This is a genomic window from Enterobacter sp. RHBSTW-00318 (assembly GCF_014101375.1).
In the GTDB taxonomy this organism is placed as follows: domain Bacteria; phylum Pseudomonadota; class Gammaproteobacteria; order Enterobacterales; family Enterobacteriaceae; genus Enterobacter; species Enterobacter ludwigii.
In genome coordinates this window covers 2,573,975-2,598,630 of the sequence record NZ_JABXQH010000001.1, presented here as the reverse complement: position 1 = coordinate 2,598,630, position 24,656 = coordinate 2,573,975, and the positions used below count along the sequence as shown (strand labels likewise).

Below are 24,656 nucleotides of genomic sequence, written 5' to 3'. Positions count from 1 at the left end.
TGAAGAATTACTCGCCCTGCTCACGCGCAATTGCGCGATAACCGATATCCTGGCGGCTAAAGCTACCGTTCCAGTGAATATCTGCCATCAGCGCATAGGCACGCTTCTGTGCTTCTGCAACGGTGTGACCCAGCGCGGTCGCGCACAGTACACGGCCGCCATTGGTCAGCACGCGATCGTCGTCAGACAGCTTCGTGCCGGCGTGGAATACCTTCGCGCCTTCCACTTCTTCCAGCGGTAAACCGTGGATCTCATCACCGGTGTTGTAATTGCCTGGATAACCCCCTGCAGCAATCACCACGCCCAGAGAAGCACGTTCATCCCACTCAGACGTTTTCTCATCCAGCTTACCTTCACAGGCGGCAAGACACAGTTCCACCAGGTCAGATTTCATGCGCAGCATGATTGGCTGCGTTTCCGGATCGCCGAAGCGGCAGTTGAACTCAATCACCTTCGGATTGCCCTGCTTGTCGATCATCAGGCCTGCATAGAGGAAACCGGTGTAAGTATTACCTTCAGCAGTCATGCCTTTGACGGTTGGCCAGATAATGCGGTCCATGGTGCGCTGATGCACTTCGTCAGTGACCACAGGGGCAGGGGAGTAAGCGCCCATACCGCCGGTGTTCGGCCCGGTATCTGCATTGCCAACGCGTTTATGATCCTGGCTGGTGGCCATCGGCAGAACATGCTCGCCGTCGACCATCACGATAAAGCTCGCCTCTTCACCGTCAAGGAACTCTTCAATCACGATGCGATGGCCCGCATCGCCAAAGGCGTTGCCTGCCAGCATATCCTGAACCGCGGCTTCGGCTTCCTCGAGCGTCATCGCCACGATAACGCCTTTACCGGCGGCCAGACCGTCGGCTTTGATAACGATAGGCGCACCTTTTTCACGTAAGTAAGCCAGGGCTGGCTCTACTTCGGTGAAATTCTGATATTCCGCCGTCGGGATGTTATGACGTGCGAGGAAATCTTTGGTGAAGGCTTTCGAACCTTCCAGCTGTGCAGCCCCTTCCGTTGGGCCGAAGATTTGCAGACCAGCAGCCCGGAAGGCGTCAACGACGCCAATCACCAGCGGCGCTTCCGGACCCACGATGGTCAGATCGATTTTCTCCTGCTGAGCAAAGCTCAACAGGGCCGGGATATCGGTCACGCCGATAGCGACGTTCTGTAACGTGGGTTCCAGCGCAGTACCGGCATTACCCGGTGCCACAAAGACGGTTTTCACCTGCGGCGACTGAGCCGCTTTCCACGCCAGAGCATGCTCGCGCCCACCATTACCAATGACTAATACTTTCATTTTCTGCTCCGTGGATTAATGGCGGAAGTGACGCATGTCGGTGAAGATCATCGCAATGCCGTGTTCGTCAGCAGCGGCAATGACTTCGTCGTCACGGATTGAGCCGCCAGGCTGGATAACACAGGTAATGCCCACTGCCGCAGCAGCGTCGATACCGTCACGGAACGGGAAGAAGGCGTCAGAGGCCATTGCCGAGCCTTTCACTTCCAGACCTTCATCGGCCGCTTTGATACCGGCAATTTTCGCGGAGTAAACGCGGCTCATCTGGCCTGCGCCTATTCCGATGGTCATGTTCTCTTTTGCATAGACAATCGCGTTGGATTTCACGAACTTCGCGACCTTCCAGCAGAACAGCGCGTCACGCAGTTCCTGCTCGGTAGGCTGGCGTTTCGTCACGACGCGCAGATCGCCCGCGGTAACCATGCCCAGATCGCGATCCTGAACCAGCAGACCGCCGTTCACGCGTTTGAAGTCCAGACCCGGTACGCGCTCATCCCACTGGCCACACACCAGTACGCGCACGTTCTGTTTTGCCGCGGTGATTTTCAGGGCTTCGTCGGATGCAGAAGGAGCGATGATCACTTCGACAAACTGACGGGAGATGATGGCCTGTGCTGTGTCAGCGTCCAGCTCGCGGTTGAAGGCGATAATGCCGCCGAATGCGGAGGTTGGGTCGGTTTTATACGCGCGATCATAGGCGTCGAGAATGGAGGTGCTTACCGCTACGCCACATGGGTTCGCGTGCTTCACGATTACGCAGGCGGGTTCACTGAACGCTTTCACGCACTCGAGCGCTGCATCGGTGTCAGCGATGTTGTTATAGGAGAGTGCCTTGCCCTGAACCTGCTGTGCGGTCGCAACAGAGGCTTCTTTTACCTCTTCTTCTATATAGAAGGCAGCCTGCTGGTGGCTGTTCTCTCCGTAACGCATATCCTGCTTCTTAATGAAGTTCAGGTTCAGCGTACGCGGGAAGCGGCCGGAAGGTTCAGTGCTTTCGCCATGATAAGCAGGCACCAGGCTACCGAAGTAGTTGGCGATCATGCTGTCGTACGCGGCGGTATGCTCGAATGCTTTGATGGCGAGGTCGAAACGCGTCTCCAGCGTCAGCGACCCTTCGTTGGCATCCATCTCATTAATAATGGTGTTGTAGTCGCTGCTCTTCACCACGATGGCAACATCTTTATGGTTCTTAGCCGCTGAGCGCACCATGGTTGGGCCGCCGATATCAATGTTTTCGACGGCGTCTTCCAGAGAGCAGCCTTCGCGGGCAACGGTCTGTGCGAACGGGTAGAGGTTAACGACGACCATGTCGATTGGCGCGATATCATGCTTTTCCATAATGCCGTCGTCCTGGCCGCGACGGCCAAGAATACCGCCGTGGACCTTCGGGTGCAGGGTCTTGACGCGTCCATCCATCATTTCCGGAAAACCGGTGTAATCGGACACTTCGGTTACCGGCAGACCTTTCTCTGCTAACAGGCGAGCGGTACCACCTGTAGAAAGCAGCTCCACACCGCGTGCAGAAAGTGCCTGAGCGAATTCGACGATACCGGCTTTATCAGAAACACTGAGCAGAGCGCGGCGGACTGGACGACGTTGTTGCATGGTAAATCCCCTGGATTTCACGATTACAGAGAGCGTTAGATGAATTTTCCAGCGAAAAACTCATCTAACACACCTGACGAGGCATCCTTGTTAAGCGCGAGCATTTTAACGAAAACGTTTGCGCAACGCTCGCGAATTTTCACTTTTTCGTATCTCTGTGGATAAGTCTGTGCGTAAAAGGGTATAAGGCGGGGTTTTGCTGGGGAATGCAGCAGTCAGTCATTTTTCTGTCATTTAGCGGTTGCGGCCTGCTGAGAACTCCCTATAATGCGCCTCCATCGACACGGCAGATGTGAATCACTTCACAGTTAACCCGGTCGGTTGAAGAGAAAAAATCCTGAACTTCAGGGTTGACTCTGAAAGAGGAAAGCGTAATATACGCCACCTCGCGACGGTGAGCTGTAAGCCGCGTCGCAACTGCTCTTTAACAATTTATCAGACAATCTGTGTGGGCACTCAAAGTGACATGGATTCTTAATGTCTTCGGACACTAAATGAATACCAAAGTCTCTGAGTGAACATACGTAATTCATTACGAAGTTTAATTCACGAGCATCAAACTTAAATTGAAGAGTTTGATCATGGCTCAGATTGAACGCTGGCGGCAGGCCTAACACATGCAAGTCGAACGGTAGCACAGAGAGCTTGCTCTCGGGTGACGAGTGGCGGACGGGTGAGTAATGTCTGGGAAACTGCCTGATGGAGGGGGATAACTACTGGAAACGGTAGCTAATACCGCATAACGTCGCAAGACCAAAGAGGGGGACCTTCGGGCCTCTTGCCATCAGATGTGCCCAGATGGGATTAGCTAGTAGGTGGGGTAACGGCTCACCTAGGCGACGATCCCTAGCTGGTCTGAGAGGATGACCAGCCACACTGGAACTGAGACACGGTCCAGACTCCTACGGGAGGCAGCAGTGGGGAATATTGCACAATGGGCGCAAGCCTGATGCAGCCATGCCGCGTGTATGAAGAAGGCCTTCGGGTTGTAAAGTACTTTCAGCGGGGAGGAAGGTGTTGTGGTTAATAACCGCAGCAATTGACGTTACCCGCAGAAGAAGCACCGGCTAACTCCGTGCCAGCAGCCGCGGTAATACGGAGGGTGCAAGCGTTAATCGGAATTACTGGGCGTAAAGCGCACGCAGGCGGTCTGTCAAGTCGGATGTGAAATCCCCGGGCTCAACCTGGGAACTGCATTCGAAACTGGCAGGCTAGAGTCTTGTAGAGGGGGGTAGAATTCCAGGTGTAGCGGTGAAATGCGTAGAGATCTGGAGGAATACCGGTGGCGAAGGCGGCCCCCTGGACAAAGACTGACGCTCAGGTGCGAAAGCGTGGGGAGCAAACAGGATTAGATACCCTGGTAGTCCACGCCGTAAACGATGTCGACTTGGAGGTTGTGCCCTTGAGGCGTGGCTTCCGGAGCTAACGCGTTAAGTCGACCGCCTGGGGAGTACGGCCGCAAGGTTAAAACTCAAATGAATTGACGGGGGCCCGCACAAGCGGTGGAGCATGTGGTTTAATTCGATGCAACGCGAAGAACCTTACCTACTCTTGACATCCAGAGAACTTTCCAGAGATGGATTGGTGCCTTCGGGAACTCTGAGACAGGTGCTGCATGGCTGTCGTCAGCTCGTGTTGTGAAATGTTGGGTTAAGTCCCGCAACGAGCGCAACCCTTATCCTTTGTTGCCAGCGGTCCGGCCGGGAACTCAAAGGAGACTGCCAGTGATAAACTGGAGGAAGGTGGGGATGACGTCAAGTCATCATGGCCCTTACGAGTAGGGCTACACACGTGCTACAATGGCGCATACAAAGAGAAGCGAACTCGCGAGAGCAAGCGGACCTCATAAAGTGCGTCGTAGTCCGGATTGGAGTCTGCAACTCGACTCCATGAAGTCGGAATCGCTAGTAATCGTAGATCAGAATGCTACGGTGAATACGTTCCCGGGCCTTGTACACACCGCCCGTCACACCATGGGAGTGGGTTGCAAAAGAAGTAGGTAGCTTAACCTTCGGGAGGGCGCTTACCACTTTGTGATTCATGACTGGGGTGAAGTCGTAACAAGGTAACCGTAGGGGAACCTGCGGTTGGATCACCTCCTTACCTTAAAGAACCTGCCTTTGTAGTGCTCACACAGATTGTCTGATGAATGATAAATTTCAAAATGTACTGCGAAGTGCATTGTGAAACTTTGCTCTTTAAAAATCTGGATCAAGCTGAAAATTGAAACGACACACAGTTAATGTGTGTTCGAGTCTCTCAAATTTTCGCAAACCGGTGATGAATCGAAAGAAACATCTTCGGGTTGTGAGGTTAAGCGACTAAGCGTACACGGTGGATGCCCTGGCAGTCAGAGGCGATGAAGGACGTGCTAATCTGCGAAAAGCGCCGGCGAGGTGATATGAACCTTTGACCCGGCGATGTCCGAATGGGGAAACCCAGTGTGTTCCGACACACTATCGTTAACTGAATACATAGGTTAACGAGGCGAACCGGGGGAACTGAAACATCTAAGTACCCCGAGGAAAAGAAATCAACCGAGATTCCCCCAGTAGCGGCGAGCGAACGGGGAGCAGCCCAGAGTCTGAATCAGCTTGTGTGTTAGTGGAAGCGTCTGGAAAGTCGCACGGTACAGGGTGACAGTCCCGTACACGAAAGCACACAGGCTGTGAACTCGAAGAGTAGGGCGGGACACGTGGTATCCTGTCTGAATATGGGGGGACCATCCTCCAAGGCTAAATACTCCTGACTGACCGATAGTGAACCAGTACCGTGAGGGAAAGGCGAAAAGAACCCCGGCGAGGGGAGTGAAAAAGAACCTGAAACCGTGTACGTACAAGCAGTGGGAGCCTCTTTTATGGGGTGACTGCGTACCTTTTGTATAATGGGTCAGCGACTTATATTCTGTAGCAAGGTTAACCGTATAGGGGAGCCGAAGGGAAACCGAGTCTTAACTGGGCGTTAAGTTGCAGGGTATAGACCCGAAACCCGGTGATCTAGCCATGGGCAGGTTGAAGGTTGGGTAACACTAACTGGAGGACCGAACCGACTAATGTTGAAAAATTAGCGGATGACTTGTGGCTGGGGGTGAAAGGCCAATCAAACCGGGAGATAGCTGGTTCTCCCCGAAAGCTATTTAGGTAGCGCCTCGTGAACTCATCTTCGGGGGTAGAGCACTGTTTCGGCTAGGGGGCCATCCCGGCTTACCAACCCGATGCAAACTACGAATACCGAAGAATGTTATCACGGGAGACACACGGCGGGTGCTAACGTCCGTCGTGAAGAGGGAAACAACCCAGACCGCCAGCTAAGGTCCCAAAGTCATGGTTAAGTGGGAAACGATGTGGGAAGGCACAGACAGCCAGGATGTTGGCTTAGAAGCAGCCATCATTTAAAGAAAGCGTAATAGCTCACTGGTCGAGTCGGCCTGCGCGGAAGATGTAACGGGGCTAAACCATGCACCGAAGCTGCGGCAGCGACACTATGTGTTGTTGGGTAGGGGAGCGTTCTGTAAGCCGTTGAAGGTGTCCTGTGAGGGGTGCTGGAGGTATCAGAAGTGCGAATGCTGACATAAGTAACGATAAAGCGGGTGAAAAGCCCGCTCGCCGGAAGACCAAGGGTTCCTGTCCAACGTTAATCGGGGCAGGGTGAGTCGACCCCTAAGGCGAGGCCGAAAGGCGTAGTCGATGGGAAACAGGTTAATATTCCTGTACTTGGTGTTACTGCGAAGGGGGGACGGAGAAGGCTATGTTAGCCGGGCGACGGTTGTCCCGGTTTAAGCATGTAGGCGGAGGTTCCAGGTAAATCCGGTTCCTTGTTAACGCTGAGGTGTGATGACGAGGCACTACGGTGCTGAAGTAACAAATGCCCTGCTTCCAGGAAAAGCCTCTAAGCATCAGGTAACATCAAATCGTACCCCAAACCGACACAGGTGGTCAGGTAGAGAATACCAAGGCGCTTGAGAGAACTCGGGTGAAGGAACTAGGCAAAATGGTGCCGTAACTTCGGGAGAAGGCACGCTGATATGTAGGTGAAGCCCCTGCGGGTGGAGCTGAAATCAGTCGAAGATACCAGCTGGCTGCAACTGTTTATTAAAAACACAGCACTGTGCAAACACGAAAGTGGACGTATACGGTGTGACGCCTGCCCGGTGCCGGAAGGTTAATTGATGGGGTTAGCGGTAACGCGAAGCTCTTGATCGAAGCCCCGGTAAACGGCGGCCGTAACTATAACGGTCCTAAGGTAGCGAAATTCCTTGTCGGGTAAGTTCCGACCTGCACGAATGGCGTAATGATGGCCAGGCTGTCTCCACCCGAGACTCAGTGAAATTGAACTCGCTGTGAAGATGCAGTGTACCCGCGGCAAGACGGAAAGACCCCGTGAACCTTTACTATAGCTTGACACTGAACACTGGTCCTTGATGTGTAGGATAGGTGGGAGGCTTTGAAGCGTGGACGCCAGTCTGCGTGGAGCCAACCTTGAAATACCACCCTTTAATGGCTGGTGTTCTAACGTAGACCCGTAATCCGGGTTGCGGACAGTGTCTGGTGGGTAGTTTGACTGGGGCGGTCTCCTCCCAAAGAGTAACGGAGGAGCACGAAGGTTAGCTAATCCTGGTCGGACATCAGGAGGTTAGTGCAATGGCATAAGCTAGCTTGACTGCGAGAGTGACGGCTCGAGCAGGTGCGAAAGCAGGTCATAGTGATCCGGTGGTTCTGAATGGAAGGGCCATCGCTCAACGGATAAAAGGTACTCCGGGGATAACAGGCTGATACCGCCCAAGAGTTCATATCGACGGCGGTGTTTGGCACCTCGATGTCGGCTCATCACATCCTGGGGCTGAAGTAGGTCCCAAGGGTATGGCTGTTCGCCATTTAAAGTGGTACGCGAGCTGGGTTTAGAACGTCGTGAGACAGTTCGGTCCCTATCTGCCGTGGGCGCTGGAGAATTGAGGGGGGCTGCTCCTAGTACGAGAGGACCGGAGTGGACGCATCACTGGTGTTCGGGTTGTCATGCCAATGGCACTGCCCGGTAGCTAAATGCGGAAGAGATAAGTGCTGAAAGCATCTAAGCACGAAACTTGCCCCGAGATGAGTTCTCCCTGAGACTTTAAGTCTCCTGAAGGAACGTTGAAGACTACGACGTTGATAGGTCGGGTGTGTAAGCGCAGCGATGCGTTGAGCTAACCGATACTAATGAACCGTGAGGCTTAACCTTACAACGCCGAAGGTGTTTTGGCGATGAGAGACGATTTTCAGCTGATACAGATTACAGAATTTGCCTGGCGGCTTTAGCGCGGTGGTCCCACCTGACCCCATGCCGAACTCAGAAGTGAAACGCCGTAGCGCCGATGGTAGTGTGGGGTCTCCCCATGCGAGAGTAGGGAACTGCCAGGCATCAATTAAAAGAACCCCGTACCGTATGGTGCGGGGTTTTTTGCTTTTTGGGCTTCTTATTTCCTCCTTGAAACTTTCTCACCTTCCGCTTGCAGACTCGACATTCAGCCTGTTTCTGGGTATCGTTAGCTGTCTGGATGTCTAAACGTTTATACGTATGCTGTGAGGATATGAGGTTATGCCGATTCGGGTGCAGGACGAGCTACCAGCCGTCAATTTCTTACGTGATGAAAACGTCTTTGTGATGACGACTTCACGCGCTACAGGTCAGGAAATTCGCCCACTGAAGGTGCTTATTCTCAATCTGATGCCGAAAAAGATCGAAACAGAGAACCAGTTCCTGCGTTTGCTTTCGAACTCGCCGCTGCAGGTTGATATCCAGCTGCTGCGAATCGATGCCCGTGAGTCGCGAAATACGCCTTCTGAGCATTTGAATAATTTTTACTGTAACTTCGACGACATTCGCGACGAAAACTTCGATGGGCTGATTGTGACCGGTGCACCGCTGGGCCTGGTCGAATTTAATGATGTTGCCTACTGGCCGCAGATCAAACAGGTACTGGAGTGGGCTAAAGATCACGTCACGTCCACGCTGTTTGTTTGTTGGGCGGTGCAAGCCGCCCTGAATATCCTCTATGGGATCCCCAAACAAACCCGCACTGAGAAGCTTTCAGGTGTTTACGAGCACCACCTTGTCCAACCTCACGCCCTGTTGACGCGCGGGTTCGATGACTCCTTCCTGGCCCCACACTCGCGCTACGCCGATTTCCCGGCACAGCTGATTCGTGATTACACCGATCTCGATATCCTGGCCGAAACCGAAGACGGGGATGCTTACCTGTTTGCCAGTAAAGACAAGCGCATTGCCTTTGTTACCGGCCATCCTGAGTACGATCCGAACACCCTCGCGTCGGAGTATTTCCGTGACGTTGAAGCCGGTCTGAATCCGGACGTTCCGTACAACTATTTCCCCAAAAACGATCCACAGAACAAACCGAGAGCCACCTGGCGTAGCCACGGGAATTTGCTGTTTACGAACTGGCTCAACTATTACGTCTACCAGATCACACCATACGATCTGCGCCACATGAATCCAACGCTGGAGTAATCTTCTGCACTAAACGATCCTAAAGCGTTTCAGCTATTCACATCAGGCACCTTCGGGTGCCTTTTTCATTTCCGAAATGTCACTCAACAAACAATAAAACTTTAATTTCATATTAATCAATGCGTTAAATGCATTTAATAATTAAAATGGAAATTGTTTTTGATTTTGGAAAAAATATAGATAGTCTTAATTCTGCTGAGCGAAAACTACACAACGATCTTTCGTTCGCATCGGGGGCGTGATTTTGGATCTTTGATGAGGAGCAGAGTAATGACTCAACAGGCAACGACGGTCGATGAACTGGCCTTTACCCAGCCGCATGGCGAGCAAGAACAGCAAATTTTGACAGCAGACGCTGTCGAATTCCTGACCGAACTGGTGACCCGCTTTACGCCAACGCGCAATAAGATGCTGGCGGCACGCATTCATCAGCAGCAGGAAATTGATGATGGCAAGTTGCCTGGGTTTATTTCGGAAACCGCTTCCATTCGCCGTGGTGAGTGGAAAATCCGCGGCATTCCGGATGATTTACAGGATCGGCGCGTCGAAATCACCGGCCCGGTGGAGCGCAAAATGGTGATCAACGCCATGAACGCGAACGTAAAAGTCTTTATGGCAGATTTTGAGGACTCACTGGCGCCGGACTGGCATAAGGTCATCGACGGGCAAATCAATCTGCGCGATGCCGTGAACGGCACCATCAGCTATACCAACGAAGCCGGCAAAATCTATCAACTGAAACCCAATCCGGCGGTTCTGATCTGTCGCGTACGTGGACTGCATCTGCCTGAAAAGCATGTCACCTGGCGTGGCGAAGCCATTCCGGGCAGTCTGTTTGACTTCGCCCTCTATTTCTTCCACAACCACAAGAATCTGCTGGCAAAAGGCAGCGGCCCCTATTTCTATCTGCCGAAAACACAGGCCTGGCAGGAAGCGGCCTGGTGGAGTGAAGTGTTTAGCTTCACGGAAGATCGTTTCAACCTGCCGCGCGGCACCATTAAAGCCACCCTGCTGATTGAAACGCTGCCTGCCGTGTTCCAGATGAACGAAATTCTGCATGCGCTGCGCGACCATATTGTTGGGCTGAACTGTGGACGCTGGGATTACATCTTCAGCTACATCAAAACCCTGAAAAATCATCCCGATCGTGTGCTGCCGGATCGCCAGGTGGTCACCATGGATAAACCGTTCCTGAGTGCCTACTCACGCCTGTTGATTAAGACCTGCCACAAGCGTGGGGCCTTTGCGATGGGGGGAATGGCAGCATTTATCCCAAGCAAAGATGCTGAACGTAACAATCAGGTGCTCAACAAGGTGAAAGCCGATAAAGAGCTTGAAGCACGAAATGGCCATGACGGAACGTGGATCGCGCATCCGGGTCTGGCGGATACGGCAATGGACGTCTTCAACCGCGTACTCGGTGAGAACAAAAACCAGCTGTTTGTGACGCGTGATGAGGATGCCCCAACGGCTGAAGAACACCTGCTGGCACCGTGTGCGGGCGAGCGTACGGAAGAGGGTATGCGCGCCAATATCCGCGTAGCCGTCCAGTACATTGAAGCGTGGATCTCCGGTAACGGCTGCGTGCCGATATACGGCCTGATGGAAGATGCCGCTACCGCCGAAATCTCTCGCACCTCAATCTGGCAGTGGATCCACCATCAAAAAACGCTCAGCAACGGCAAGCCGGTGACCAAATCCCTGTTCCGTCAGATGCTGGCTGAAGAGATGCGGGTGATCCAGGACGAACTGGGTGAACACCGCTTCAGCAGCGGACGTTTTGATGACGCCGCACGCCTGATGGAGCAAATCACCACATCCGATGACTTAATCGACTTCCTGACCCTGCCGGGCTACCGCTTCCTGGCGTAATTCACCCCACAACAATATGGAGCATCTGCACATGAAAACCCGTACCCAACAAATCGAAGAATTGAAGAAAGAGTGGACCCAACCTCGCTGGGAAGGCATCCGCCGCCCGTATAGCGCGGAAGAGGTGGTGAAATTGCGTGGCTCGGTCAATCCGGAATGTACCCTGGCGCAGCGCGGCGCTGCGAAAATGTGGGAGCTGCTGCACGGCGGTGCCAAAAAAGGTTACATCAATAGCCTCGGCGCGCTGACTGGCGGCCAGGCCCTGCAGCAGGCGAAAGCCGGCATCGAAGCCATCTATCTTTCCGGCTGGCAGGTTGCGGCGGACGCCAACCTGGCCTCCAGCATGTATCCGGATCAGTCGCTCTATCCGGCAAACTCGGTACCAACCGTGGTGGATCGGATCAACAACACCTTCCGCCGTGCGGATCAGATCCAGTGGGCGGCAGGCATTGAGCCAAACGATCCGCGTTTTATTGACTATTTTCTGCCAATCGTCGCGGATGCGGAAGCGGGATTCGGCGGCGTGCTGAACGCCTTTGAGCTGATGAAATCGATGATTGAGGCCGGTGCAGCGGCCGTTCACTTCGAAGACCAGCTCGCGTCAGTGAAGAAATGCGGACACATGGGCGGGAAAGTCCTTGTCCCAACCCAGGAAGCGATTCAGAAGCTGGTTGCGGCGCGTCTGGCGGCTGACGTGCTCGGCGTACCCACGCTGGTGATTGCCCGTACCGATGCGGATGCGGCTGACCTGATCACTTCTGACTGCGATCCTTACGACAGCGAGTTCATTACCGGTGAACGCACCAGCGAAGGGTTCTATCGTACCCATGCTGGCATTGAACAGGCGATCAGCCGTGGGCTGGCATATGCACCGTATGCGGACCTGGTCTGGTGCGAAACCTCCACGCCGGACCTGGCGCTGGCAAAACGCTTTGCCGATGCTATCCACGCCAAATATCCGGGCAAACTGCTGGCCTATAACTGCTCGCCGTCCTTCAACTGGCAGAAGAAACTGGACGATAAAACCATCGCCAGCTTCCAGCAGCAACTGTCCGACATGGGCTACAAATATCAGTTCATCACGCTGGCTGGCATTCACAGCATGTGGTTCAACATGTTCGACCTGGCGCATGCCTACGCGCAGGGTGAAGGCATGAAGCATTACGTTGAGAAGGTGCAGCAGCCGGAATTTGCTGCCGGTAAAGAGGGCTATACCTTCGTTTCGCATCAGCAGGAGGTCGGGACCGGTTACTTCGATAACGTGACCACTATCATCCAGGGGGGCACCTCCTCCGTCACCGCCTTAACGGGATCGACGGAAGAAGCCCAGTTCTGAGCCGTGTAACGCCCGGTGGCACGCTACCGGGCCTGTGAACATACTCCCTCTCCCGTCGGGAGGGGGCCGGGGTGAGGGAGCATGAACAATGTCGCGTGGTCTGGAATTACTGATTGCCCAAACTATTCTGCAGGGCTTCGATGCCCAGTACGGACGTTTCCTGGAAGTCACATCCGGCGCGCAGCAGCGTTTTGAGCACGCCGACTGGCATGCGGTTCAGCAGGCCATGAAGCAGCGAATCCACCTTTACGATCACCATGTGGGTCTGGTGGTGGAGCAGTTGCGCTGCATTACCGACGGCAAAATCCCTGACGCGGAGTTTTTACTGCGCGTGAAGAAGCATTACACCCATCTGTTACCTGATTACCCGCGCTTCGAGATTGCGGAGAGCTTTTTCAACTCCGTCTATTGCCGGTTATTTGACCACCGCTCATTATCTCCTGAGCGGTTATTTATCTTTAGCTCTCAGCCGGAACGCCGCTTTCGCACTATTCCGCGTCCGCTGGCGAAGGATTTCTTTCCCGATCGCGGCTGGGAAAAGCTCCTGCATCGCGTATTAACGGATTTGCCGCTGCGTTTGCCCTGGGAGAATAAAACCCGTGATATCGGCTATATCTCTGCGCATCTCAAGGAGACCTTTGGCGAAGAGGTGCTCGGGCAAAGCCATTTGCAGGTTGCCAATGAGCTTTTTTACCGTAATAAGGCTGCCTGGCTGGTCGGTAAACTGATGACACCGTCGGCCATTGTGCCGTTTCTGTTACCCATCCATCGTACCGATGACGGTGAACTGTTTGTTGATGCCTGCCTGACGACCAGCGCCGAGGCCAGCATTGTCTTTGGTTTCGCCCGCTCCTACTTTATGGTGTATGCCCCGCTGCCTGCTGCTCTGGTGGAGTGGTTGCGCGAGATCCTGCCGGGGAAAACCACCGCCGAGCTGTACATGGCCATTGGCTGTCAGAAACACGCCAAGACGGAAAGCTATCGGGAATATCTGCGCTATGTCACCACGGCAGATGAGCAATTTATCGAAGCCCCCGGTATTCGCGGCATGGTGATGCTGGTCTTTACCCTGCCGGGTTTTGATCGGGTGTTTAAGGTCATCAAAGATACGTTCGCGCCGCAGAAGGAGATGACCGCTGCTCACGTCCGCGCCTGCTACCAGCTGGTTAAAGAGCACGATCGCGTCGGGCGAATGGCGGACACCCAGGAGTTCGAGAACTTTGTGCTGGATAAGCAGCAGATCGATCCGGCATTAATGGCGTTATTACTGCAGGAAGCGCCGGCGAAAATCACCGATCTGGGTGACAAAATTGCCATCAGCCATCTCTATATCGAACGCCGCATGATCCCACTTAATATCTGGCTCGAGCAGTCCGAAGGTCAGGCACTGCGTGATGCCATTGAAGAATACGGCAACGCTATCCGTCAGCTTGCCGCCGCGAATATCTTCCCGGGCGACATGCTGTTTAAAAACTTCGGGGTCACCCGTCACGGGCGGGTGGTGTTCTACGATTACGATGAAATTTGCTATATGACTGAGGTGAATTTCCGCGATATACCGCAGCCCCGCTATCCGGAAGATGAACTGTCCGGCGAGCCGTGGTACAGCATCTCACCGGGAGATGTCTTTCCTGAGGAGTTTCGCCACTGGCTGTGCGCTGACCCGCGCATCAGGCCACTGTTTGAAGAGATGCATGATGACCTGTTCCGCGCCAGCTACTGGCGGGGCCTGCAGACGCGCATCAAGAATGGGCATGTGGAAGATGTGTATGCCTATCGCCGCAAACAACGGTTTTGCATCCGATATGCGGTGTAATGCCCCCTCTCCCGACGGGAGAGGGATTCAGGTGCACCCGATGTTATCGAATCCCGCCATATGCCAGCGTGACCTCTTTCGCCGCCTTAATCACCAGCGCACCTAACTCCGTGACGCGGTCATCGGTCATACGGGAAATCGGTCCGGAGATCGAAATGGCGGCAAACGGCTCGCGGTGCTCGTCAAAGATGCAGGCCGCAATGCAGCGCAGGCCTAACGCATGCTCCTCGTCATCAAACGAATAGCCGCGCTTGCGGGTCAGGGCCAGATCTTCTTTCAGATGTACCGGTGAGACCAGCGTGGCGTGGGTGTAGGCGTGCAGCCCTTTCCGGTGCAGCAGTCCGGTGACCTGCTCTTCGCTGAGCTGCGACAGAAACGCTTTCCCCGCCCCGGAGGCATGCATCGGCAGCTTGCCGCCAATCGGTGCCGACATACGCATTAGCTGCGTGCACTGTACCTGGTCGATGATAATGGCCTGATGGTCGCTCTGGTCGAGCACGGCCAGGTTTACCGTCTCGCCGGAATCTTCCATCAGCTTACGCAGAATAGGGTGCACAATCGCCAGCAGGTTGCGGCTCTGCAGGAAGCTGCTGCCGACGATAAACGCATGTGCGCCCACCGCCCAGTGTCCCAGCTCGCCCACCTGGCGCACAAAGCCCAGCTGCTGCATCGTGGTCAACAGTCGATGGGTCGTTGAGTTCGGCAGGCCAGCCTGCTGTGCCAGCTCTGTCAGGGCCACGCTGCTGTGTGACTCGGCTATCCATTCCAGCAGCTTCAAACCGCGCGTGAGCGATTGAACCTGTCCGCCCTGAGAGGCGGCGGTGGTGGCAGGTTTTCTGCCGCGTTTAGCGGGAACGGTCGTGACCATGACGAACTCCTTTTTCTGTATCGTGGAAATCATTTTCGTTTTATTTGGTGATTTTGCAACCGTTATCCTGACTGATCGGATGAGTGATAGTGAACATGTCTCATGTTACCGCTGTGTGACTTTTACACCCTGCGAGATTGTGCCAGTATGGACTGCTGGCCTTTTGGCCTGGTTGAGCGTTGTCGGGAGCAAGTGTGAGCAGCAAAGTAGAGCAACTGCGTGCGCAGTTAAATAAACGAATTCTGGTGCTGGACGGCGGCATGGGTACCATGATCCAGAGCTATCGTCTGAGTGAAGACGATTTCCGCGGCGAGCGTTTCGCCGACTGGCCATGCGACCTCAAAGGTAACAACGACCTTCTGGTGCTCAGCAAACCGCAGGTCATTTCGGCGATCCACAACGCGTATTTCGAGGCGGGTGCGGATATCGTCGAAACCAACACCTTTAACTCGACAACCATCGCCATGGCGGATTACCAGATGGAATCCCTGTCGGCGGAGATAAACCTTGCCGCGGCAAAGCTGGCCCGCGCCTGCGCTGATGAATGGACAGCCCGTACGCCGGACAAACCGCGCTACGTGGCCGGGGTGCTTGGCCCGACCAACCGCACCGCGTCGATTTCACCCGATGTAAACGACCCGGCCTTTCGTAACATCAGCTTTGATCAGTTGGTGGCGGCGTATCGTGAATCGACCAAAGCGCTGGTGGAAGGCGGTTCCGATCTGATCCTGATTGAAACGGTATTCGACACCCTCAATGCCAAAGCCGCGATTTACGCGGTGAAAGAGGAGTTCGAGGCGCTGGGCGTCGACCTGCCGATCATGATTTCCGGTACCATCACCGACGCCTCTGGTCGTACCCTCTCCGGCCAGACCACAGAAGCTTTTTATAACTCCCTGCGTCACGCTGAAGCGCTCTCTTTCGGCCTGAACTGCGCGCTGGGTCCCGATGAGCTGCGCCAGTATGTGCAGGAACTTTCGCGCATCGCTGAATGCTATGTCACCGCACACCCGAACGCCGGCCTGCCGAACGCCTTTGGTGAATACGATCTGGATGCAGACACCATGGCGGCGCAAATCCGCGAGTGGGCCGAATCCGGTTTTCTGAATATCGTCGGTGGTTGCTGCGGTACCACGCCAGAGCATATTGCCGCGATGAGCAATGCGGTGGCGGGTCTGCCGCCGCGTCAACTGCCTACGCTGCCGGTTGCCTGCCGTTTGGCCGGCCTTGAGCCGTTGACCATCGGTGACGACAGCCTGTTTGTGAACGTCGGGGAGCGGACTAACGTGACCGGTTCGGCGAAATTCAAACGGCTGATTAAAGAAGAGAAGTACAGTGAAGCGCTGGACGTGGCCCGCCAGCAGGTTGAGAGCGGTGCCCAGATCATCGACATCAATATGGATGAGGGGATGCTCGACGCCGAAGCGGCGATGGTGCGCTTCCTCAACCTGATAGCCGGTGAGCCGGACATTGCCCGGGTGCCGATCATGATTGACTCCTCTAAGTGGGAAGTCATCGAGAAAGGGCTGAAGTGTATTCAGGGTAAAGGCATTGTTAACTCCATCTCGATGAAAGAAGGCGTTGATACCTTTATCCACCACGCGAAGATGGTGCGCCGTTATGGTGCCGCCGTGGTGGTGATGGCCTTCGATGAAATGGGCCAGGCCGATACCCGTGCGCGCAAAATTGAGATTTGTCGCCGCGCATACAAAATTCTGACGGAAGAGGTGGGCTTCCCGCCGGAAGACATCATCTTCGATCCGAACATTTTCGCGGTTGCCACCGGTATTGAAGAGCACAATAACTACGCGCAGGACTTTATTGGCGCGTGTGAAGACATCAAACGCGAGCTGCCGCATGCGCTGATCTCCGGCGGCGTATCGAACGTGTCATTCTCCTTCCGCGGTAACGATCCGGTGCGTGAAGCTATCCACGCCGTGTTCCTCTATTACGCTATCCGTAACGGTATGGACATGGGGATCGTTAACGCCGGACAGCTGGCCATTTACGACGACCTGCCGGCGGAACTGCGCGACGCCGTAGAAGACGTGATCCTCAACCGGCGTGATGACGCCACCGAGCGCATGCTGGATCTGGCCGAGAAATACCGCGGCAGTAAATCCGATGCATCGGTAAATATTCAGCAGGCGGAGTGGCGTGCCTGGGACGTGAAAAAACGTCTGGAATACTCACTCGTTAAAGGAATTACCGAGTTTATTGAACAGGACACCGAAGAAGCACGTCAGCAATCCACGCGCCCGATTGAAGTGATCGAAGGGCCGCTGATGGACGGCATGAACGTGGTCGGCGATCTGTTTGGTGAAGGCAAAATGTTCCTGCCGCAGGTGGTGAAATCCGCACGCGTCATGAAGCAGGCGGTGGCCTATCTCGAACCCTTTATCGAAGCCAGCAAAGAGAAAGGCTCCAGCAACGGTAAAATGGTGATCGCCACCGTGAAGGGCGACGTGCATGACATCGGTAAGAACATTGTGGGCGTCGTACTGCAGTGTAATAACTACGAGATTATCGATCTTGGCGTGATGGTGCCGGCGGATAAAATCCTCAAAACCGCGCGCGAAGTGAATGCTGACCTGATTGGACTTTCCGGGCTGATTACCCCGTCGCTGGACGAGATGGTCAACGTGGCGAAAGAGATGGAGCGTCAGGGCTTTACCATTCCACTGCTGATTGGCGGGGCGACAACGTCCAAAGCGCACACGGCGGTGAAAATCGAGCAGAACTACAGTGGCCCGACGGTTTATGTGCAAAACGCCTCGCGTACCGTGGGCGTCGTGTCGGCATTGTTGTCTGCCACCCAGCGTGATGATTTTGTCGCGCGTACCCGCAAAGAGTACGAGACCGTGCGTATTCAGCATGGCCGTAAGAAACCGCGGACGCCGCCGGTGACACTCCAGGCCGCTCGCGATAACGATCTGGCGTTTGACTGGGCCAGCTATACGCCCCCTGTGGCGCATCGTCTGGGCGTTCAGGACGTCACTGCCAGCATCGAGACGCTGCGTAACTACATCGACTGGACACCGTTCTTCATGACCTGGTCACTGGCGGGCAAATATCCCCGCATCCTTGAAGATGAGGTGGTCGGGGAAGAAGCCAAACGCCTGTTCAACGACGCCAACGAAATGCTTGACCAGTTGAGTGCGCAGAAAAGCCTCAACCCGCGCGGCGTGGTGGGCCTGTTCCCGGCGAACCGTGTGGGCGACGACATCGAAATTTATCGCGACGAGACCCGCACGCACGTGCTGGCAGTAAGTCGCCATCTGCGCCAGCAAACCGAGAAAGTGGGCTTTGCTAACTACTGCCTGGCCGATTTCGTTGCACCGAAGCTTTCCGGCAAAGCGGATTATATCGGGGCGTTTGCCGTGACCGGGGGTCTTGAGGAAGATGCGCTGGCGGAGGCGTTCGATGCGCAGCACGATGATTACAATAAAATCATGGTGAAAGCGATTGCCGATCGTCTGGCGGAAGCCTTCGCAGAGTACCTCCACGAGCGCGTGCGCAAGGTACACTGGGGCTACGCGGCCAATGAGAACCTCAGCAACGAGGAGCTGATCCGCGAAAACTACCAGGGGATTCGTCCGGCTCCGGGCTATCCAGCCTGCCCGGAACACACCGAAAAGGGCACTATCTGGACATTGCTGGATGTAGAAGCCCATACCGGCATGAAGCTCACCGAGTCTTTCGCCATGTGGCCTGGGGCATCGGTGTCCGGCTGGTATTTCAGCCATCCCGACAGCAAATACTTCGCCGTCGCGCAGCTGCAGCGCGATCAGATTGAAGATTACGCCCTGCGCAAAGGTATGAGTGTCTCAGAGGTTGAACGCTGGCTGGCACCCAATTTAGGCTACGACGCTGACTAACGTCACTTTTCCTTACAACAAACAGGGCGCTCATTAGGCGCCCTGTCTCTTTCTTACGTTTAAACCCTTATACTGAATCATAAAAACGTAGAACGATAAGGAGGAGAACCTTCCGTGCTGACCCTGTTACACTTGCTTTCCGCAGTAGCACTGCTGGTATGGGGCACGCATATTGTCCGTACCGGCGTTATGCGCGTCTTTGGCGCGCGCTTACGCACCGTTCTCAGCAGCAGCGTTGAGAAGAAGCCGCTCGCCTTCTGCGCGGGCATCGGCGTGACGGCACTGGTGCAGAGCAGTAATGCGACGACCCTGCTCGTGACCTCGTTTGTGGCGCAGGATCTGGTGGCGCTGGCACCCGCGCTGGTCATTGTGCTGGGCGCTGACGTGGGGACCGCGCTGATGGCGCGTATCCTGACCTTCGATCTCTCCTGGCTGTCGCCGCTGCTGATTTTTATCGGTGTCATCTTCTTCCTTGGCCGTAAGCAGACGCGTGCCGGACAGCTTGGCCGCGTGGGGATTGGCCTTGGGTTGATCCTGCTGGCGCTGGAGCTGATTGTGCAGGCGGTGACCCCCATCACCGAGGCCAACGGCGTTCAGGTCATCTTTGCCTCGCTGACCGGAGACATCATGCTGGATGCGTTGATCGGCGCGGTATTTGCCATCGTCAGTTACTCCAGCCTGGCCGCCGTGCTGCTGACGGCGACGTTAACCGCCGCGGGGGCGATCTCTTTCCCGGTCGCGCTGTGTCTGGTAATCGGGGCCAACCTTGGCTCTGGCCTGCTGGCGATGCTCAATAACAGCGCCGCAAACGCTGCTGCCCGGCGCGTGGCGCTCGGAAGCCTGCTGTTTAAGCTGGTGGGTAGCCTGATTATTCTGCCGTTTGTCTATCCGCTGGCCAACCTGATGGACAATCTCCCGTTACCGAAGGCTGAGCTGGTTATCTATTTCCACGTGTTTTACAACCTGGTGCGTTGCCTGGCGATGGTGCCTTTTGCTGAACCCATGGCCCGCTTCTGCGAACGGCTTATTCGGGATGAACCGGAGCTGGATGCGCGTCTGAAACCTAAGCATCTGGACACCTCCGCGCTGGATACCCCGGCGCTGGCGCTGGCTAATGCCGCGCGTGAGACGCTGCGCATGGGCGATGCCATGGAAACCATGCTTGAAGGGCTGCAAAAGGTCATGCACGGAGAGCCGCGAGAAGAGAAAGAGCTGCGCAGGCTGGCGGACGATATCAACGTGCTCTATACCGCCATCAAGCTCTACCTGGCGCGTATTCCGCAGGAAGAACTGGCAGAGGAAGAGTCCCGCCGCTGGGCGGAAATCATCGAAATGTCGCTTAACCTCGAGCAGGCCTCGGATATCGTTGAGCGTATGGGAAGTGAAATTGCTGACAAATCCCTTGCCGCGCGCCGCGCCTTCTCGGTTGAAGGCCTGAAGGAGCTGGAGGCGCTGCACGAGCAGTTGCTGAGCAACCTGAAGCTGGCGATGCTGGTCTTCTTCTCCAGCGACGTACCGAGCGCACGCCGCTTGCGTCGTAACAAACATCGCTTCCGTATCCTCAACCGGCGCTACTCGCACGCCCACGTTGAACGACTGCACCAGCAGAACGTCCAGAGCATTGAAACCAGCTCCCTGCACCTGGGGTTGCTGGGGGACATGAAGCGTCTCAACTCGTTATTCTGCGCGGTCGCTTATAGCGTCATGGAGCAGCCGGATGAAGACGACGATCGAGATGAATATTAATCTCTGAAAGCGCCTTTATAAGGTGGTTAACCTGAAAACCAGCAGGTTTACGCCGGGCATGATGCCCGGTAACCGTCGGCTAATCTTTTTACCAGCCCAAACCTAAGGTATATTTCGCCTTTACAGGAGAAACTATGCTGCCAACTCAATCAACACGATTAAACAAATACATTAGCGAGAGCGGGATCTGCTCACGTCGCGAGGCGGACCGTTACATTGAACAGGGTAACGTGTTCCTCAACGGCAAACGCGCCACCATCGGTGATCAGGTCGTCCCCGGTGACGTGGTCAAAGTGAATGGTCAGCTCATTGAACCGCGTGATGCGGAAGACCTGGTATTTATCGCGTTGAATAAGCCGGTTGGCATCGTCAGTACCACGGAAGACGGCGAGCGGGACAACATTGTTGATTTCGTTAACCACAGCAGCCGTATCTTCCCGATTGGCCGCCTTGATAAAGACTCACAGGGGCTGATTTTCCTGACCAACCACGGCGATCTGGTGAACAAAATTCTGCGTGCCGGTAACGACCACGAGAAAGAGTACATCGTCACGGTCAATAAGCCGATCACGGACGACTTTATCCGCGGTATGGGCGCAGGTGTGCCGATTCTGGGGACCGTCACGAAGAAGTGCAAGGTGAAGAAAGAGGCGCCGTTTGCTTTCCGCATTACCCTTGTGCAGGGCTTAAACCGTCAGATCCGCCGGATGTGCGAGCACTTCGGTTATGACGTGGTGAAGCTCGAACGTACGCGCATTATGAACGTGAGTCTGACCGGTATTCCACTGGGCGAGTGGCGTGATTTAACGGATGACGAACTGATTGAGCTGTTCAGGCTCATCGAGAATTCATCGTCTGAAGCGAAGCCAAAAACGAAAGCCAAACCGAAAACCCAGGCCATTAAGCGCCCGGTGGTGAAAGCGCCGCCATCAGAAGAGAAAAGCCGCGGCAAACCTGCGGGCAAACGCTTCGTCCAGCCGGGGCGTAAAAAGAAAGGGCGCTAATTAGCGCCTTCCACGGGGTGAGGTATTGGCTGACCAGGAAAAGGTCGCTTCTTTATCGGGTTTATAAGCCTGCTCTTTTTTCAGCTTGCGGGCTTGTTTCGCCTCAGTTTCACGCTGAGCCATCAATTTATCGATGTACTCTTTTTTAACCTGATTAGTTTCGGCGTTAGTCAGCGTGCGGCCATGGGCGATACGAGCGCGGTCGAGGAGCGTTTTCAGTTCGCGCTGCTCAGCTTCCGTCATGTCTTTCTGGGTCAAACGTGGTGTAGCCATTGCTGAAGCCTCCTGAAGGGGAGGCTCCAGTGTAAAGCAAGCGAAGGAAATTAACCCTGTTTCACTGCATCTTTTTTCGCGGGCTCATTAATGGGTTTGCCTGACCAGTAGCCTGCCAGCAGCGAGCCGGACAGATTATGCCAGACGGAGAACAGCGCACCCGGCAGGGCCGCCAGCGGCGAGAAGTAGATCTTGCCCAGTGCTGCGGCCAGCCCCGAGTTTTGCATCCCCACTTCGATTGCCAGCGTACGACAGGTGGATTCGTCGAAACCAAACAGCTTCCCGCCCCAGTAACCGCCCAAAAGACCAAGGGTGTTATGCAACACCACCGCGATGATCACCACAAAGCCCACTGAGGCAATGTGCGAGGCGGAGCCGGCAACCACGGCGCTGATGATGGCCAGAATACAGACCATCGAGAAGGCAGGCAGGTACGGTTCAACGGCTTTGACCACGCGCGGGAACAGATGGTGAATCACCAGGCCCAGCGCAATCAGGATCACCACAATCTGCAGAATACTGAGCAGCATCCCCATGACGTCTACCTGAATCTGCGCATCCACATACAGACGCGTTAACAGCGGCGTGGCAATCACGCCCACCAGCGTTGAAACGGAAGAGATGGTCACCGAGAGCGCCACATCACCTTTTGCCAGGTAAATCATCACATTGGATGCCGTGCCGCTGGCCACGCTGCCGACCAGCACCATACCGGCGGATAAATCTGGCGGCATTTTAAAGGCCATGGTCAGCAGCCAGGCCGCAAGCGGCATGACCAGGTAGTGCAGGAAAATTCCTGCCGCTACGGGGGCTGGGCGCGACAGAACGCGTTTGAAGTCGTCAATTTTCAGGTGTACGCCCATGCCGAGCATAATCAGCATCAGCAGCGTCGTGACCCACGGGCCAATGCCCGTAAAGTGGGTGGGAGTGTAATACGCGAGTACGGAAAGCAGCAGTGCCCACAACGGGAACAGCCGGGTGATGGCGGATAACATAGATAGTCCTTGCAGTATTGTCGTGTTGTTTAGTTATAAAAAAGCCGGGTCTGTGCCCGGCTTATAGGTATTGTTTATCGTGCTAACGAATTTTATTCAAACAAATTCTGATGAAGTTTTTGCACGACCTGCTCGGCCTGATCGGCTGGCACCAGGAAGCAGAGGTTGTAGCTGGAGGCGCCGTAGCAAATCATACGAATGCTGAACGGGTCGAGTACGCCGAAGACCTCTTTGCCCACGCCGCAGGCACGCGACAGCTTGTTGCCGATGATGGCAACCAGCGCCAGATCTTCTTCCACTTCCACGCGGCACAACTCAGAGAGTTCGATCAGCAACGACTGCGTCAGCAGGGTGTCGCCGGTTGACGTGGAGCCAGTGGTGTCCAGCGTCAGCGCGATGCTCACTTCGGATGTGGTGATCAAATCCACGGAGATATTATGGCGCGCGAGGATGCCAAACACTTCCGCCAGGAAACCGCGAGAATGCAGCATATTGTGGCTGTGCAGCGTCACCAGTGTCTGACGGCGGCGCAGGGCCAGCGCTCGGAACAATGGCGGGTTTTCAGTTTTCTTGCACACCAGCGTACCGCCTGCTTTGGGATCCTTACTGGAGCCAACGAAGACCGGGATATCGCTGCGCACGGCCGGCAACAGCGTCGCCGGGTGCAATACTTTCGCGCCGAAGGTGGCCATTTCTGCCGCCTCTTCAAACGCGATCACATCAATGCGTTTCGCCGCAGAGACCACGCGCGGGTCGGTGGTGTAAATACCCGGCACGTCAGTCCAGATATCCACACGGGTGGCATGCAGCGCTTCGCCGAGCAGGGCTGCCGTATAGTCACTGCCACCGCGGCCAAGCGTTGTTGTACGGCCTTTGGCTTCGCTACCGATAAAGCCCTGAGTGATCACCATCCCTTCTGCCAGGCGCGGAGCCAGCTGCTGCTGGGTCAGCTCGGCCAGCATTTCAACATCCGGCTCGGCACGGCCAAAGCGATCGCTGGTGCGCATGACTTTACGCACGTCAAACCATTGAGCATGGACGTTACGCTCGCGGAGGATCTCCACGAACAGCAGCGTGGACATCAGCTCGCCGTGGCTGACCAGTTCATCGGTCAGCGCGGTGGAGGTCGCCAGAGAGGCGGCTTCAGCCAGGGTAGTGATATTTTCCAGCAGGCGTTCCACTTCCTCACGGATCACGTTCGGATTCTGCAGACGTTCAAGGATGTTGAACTGAATTTTGCGCAGTGCGTCCAGCTTAACGAAACGTTCGGTTGCTTCCAGTCCTTCAGACAGAGAAACCAGCAGGTTCGTCACGCCAGCAGAGGCGGAAAGCACCACCAGGCGGGTATTCGGATCGGCCAGCACCACATCGGCGCTGCGGTTCATGGCATCGTAATCGGCCACACTGGTGCCGCCAAATTTGGCGACCACAAAACTCGTCATAACAACCTCGTGTCAGG

The 24,656-nt window shown here is 55.2% G+C and carries 13 protein-coding genes and 3 rRNA genes; 10 read left to right on the top strand and 6 right to left on the bottom strand.

The window, feature by feature from the left end; translation table 11 throughout:
- Window positions 1-7: 7 nt before the first annotated feature.
- Window positions 8-1,300 carry a phosphoribosylamine--glycine ligase gene (gene purD, locus HV157_RS12910; RefSeq protein WP_182268113.1) on the bottom strand — a complete coding sequence of 431 codons (1,293 nt, stop codon included), beginning with the start codon at window positions 1,298-1,300 and terminating at the stop codon, window positions 8-10.
- A gap of 15 nt (window positions 1,301-1,315) precedes the next feature.
- Complete coding sequence (gene purH, locus HV157_RS12905; RefSeq protein ID WP_047954909.1) at window positions 1,316-2,905, bottom strand: bifunctional phosphoribosylaminoimidazolecarboxamide formyltransferase/IMP cyclohydrolase; 1,590 nt, start codon at window positions 2,903-2,905, stop codon at window positions 1,316-1,318.
- 563 nt (window positions 2,906-3,468) lie between these two features.
- Between purH and HV157_RS12900 the strand changes: the two genes are divergently transcribed.
- The 7 genes from HV157_RS12900 to aceK all read left to right on the top strand — a co-directional run bounded on the left by HV157_RS12900 (window position 3,469) and on the right by aceK (window position 14,433).
- Window positions 3,469-5,008 (top strand): 16S ribosomal RNA (locus HV157_RS12900).
- A gap of 208 nt (window positions 5,009-5,216) precedes the next feature.
- Window positions 5,217-8,122 (top strand): 23S ribosomal RNA (locus tag HV157_RS12895).
- Between the two features lie 63 nt (window positions 8,123-8,185).
- Window positions 8,186-8,301 (top strand): 5S ribosomal RNA (rrf, locus tag HV157_RS12890).
- Together the 16S, 23S and 5S rRNA genes form the textbook arrangement of a ribosomal RNA operon.
- Before the next feature lie 178 nt (window positions 8,302-8,479).
- Window positions 8,480-9,409 (top strand): homoserine O-succinyltransferase, encoded by a 930-nt coding sequence (metA, locus tag HV157_RS12885; RefSeq protein ID WP_014168174.1) that lies wholly within the window; start codon window positions 8,480-8,482, stop codon window positions 9,407-9,409.
- Window positions 9,410-9,679: 270 nt separating this feature from the next.
- Window positions 9,680-11,281, top strand: a complete 1,602-nt coding sequence (aceB, locus tag HV157_RS12880; protein ID WP_182268114.1) for a malate synthase A — start codon at window positions 9,680-9,682, stop codon at window positions 11,279-11,281.
- A gap of 31 nt (window positions 11,282-11,312) precedes the next feature.
- Entirely contained in the window at window positions 11,313-12,617 is a 1,305-nt protein-coding gene (aceA, locus tag HV157_RS12875; RefSeq protein WP_040018675.1) for an isocitrate lyase, read from the top strand.
- A gap of 88 nt (window positions 12,618-12,705) precedes the next feature.
- Window positions 12,706-14,433 carry a bifunctional isocitrate dehydrogenase kinase/phosphatase gene (aceK, locus tag HV157_RS12870; RefSeq protein WP_182268115.1) on the top strand — a complete coding sequence of 576 codons (1,728 nt, stop codon included), beginning with the start codon at window positions 12,706-12,708 and terminating at the stop codon, window positions 14,431-14,433.
- 43 nt (window positions 14,434-14,476) lie between these two features.
- Here the strand turns inward: aceK and iclR are convergent, their stop codons facing one another.
- Window positions 14,477-15,301, bottom strand: a complete 825-nt coding sequence (gene iclR / locus HV157_RS12865) for a glyoxylate bypass operon transcriptional repressor IclR (protein ID WP_153853448.1) — start codon at window positions 15,299-15,301, stop codon at window positions 14,477-14,479.
- Window positions 15,302-15,495: 194 nt separating this feature from the next.
- Here iclR and metH point away from each other — a divergent pair, with 194 nt between their 5' ends.
- The 3 genes from metH (at window position 15,496) to rluF (ending at window position 21,929) form a co-directional block, all read left to right on the top strand.
- A complete protein-coding gene (metH, locus tag HV157_RS12860; protein WP_032681927.1) occupies window positions 15,496-19,179 on the top strand; it encodes a methionine synthase in 3,684 nt (1,227 codons plus the stop codon).
- Window positions 19,180-19,293: 114 nt separating this feature from the next.
- The gene (locus tag HV157_RS12855) at window positions 19,294-20,925 is read left to right on the top strand and encodes a Na/Pi cotransporter family protein (RefSeq protein WP_182268116.1); all 1,632 of its coding nucleotides are present in this window, start codon (window positions 19,294-19,296) and stop codon (window positions 20,923-20,925) included.
- A 134-nt stretch (window positions 20,926-21,059) separates the two neighbouring features.
- A complete protein-coding gene (rluF, locus tag HV157_RS12850; RefSeq protein ID WP_032681926.1) occupies window positions 21,060-21,929 on the top strand; it encodes a 23S rRNA pseudouridine(2604) synthase RluF in 870 nt (289 codons plus the stop codon).
- Here the strand turns inward: rluF and HV157_RS12845 are convergent, their stop codons facing one another.
- From HV157_RS12845 to lysC, 3 genes are all read right to left on the bottom strand, one after another.
- Complete coding sequence (locus tag HV157_RS12845) at window positions 21,930-22,202, bottom strand: DUF3811 domain-containing protein (RefSeq protein WP_014168182.1); 273 nt, start codon at window positions 22,200-22,202, stop codon at window positions 21,930-21,932.
- 50 nt (window positions 22,203-22,252) lie between these two features.
- Window positions 22,253-23,197, bottom strand: a complete 945-nt coding sequence (panS, locus tag HV157_RS12840; protein ID WP_182268117.1) for a ketopantoate/pantoate/pantothenate transporter PanS — start codon at window positions 23,195-23,197, stop codon at window positions 22,253-22,255.
- A 92-nt stretch (window positions 23,198-23,289) separates the two neighbouring features.
- Window positions 23,290-24,639, bottom strand: a complete 1,350-nt coding sequence (gene lysC, locus HV157_RS12835; RefSeq protein WP_014168184.1) for a lysine-sensitive aspartokinase 3 — start codon at window positions 24,637-24,639, stop codon at window positions 23,290-23,292.
- Window positions 24,640-24,656 lie beyond the last annotated feature (17 nt).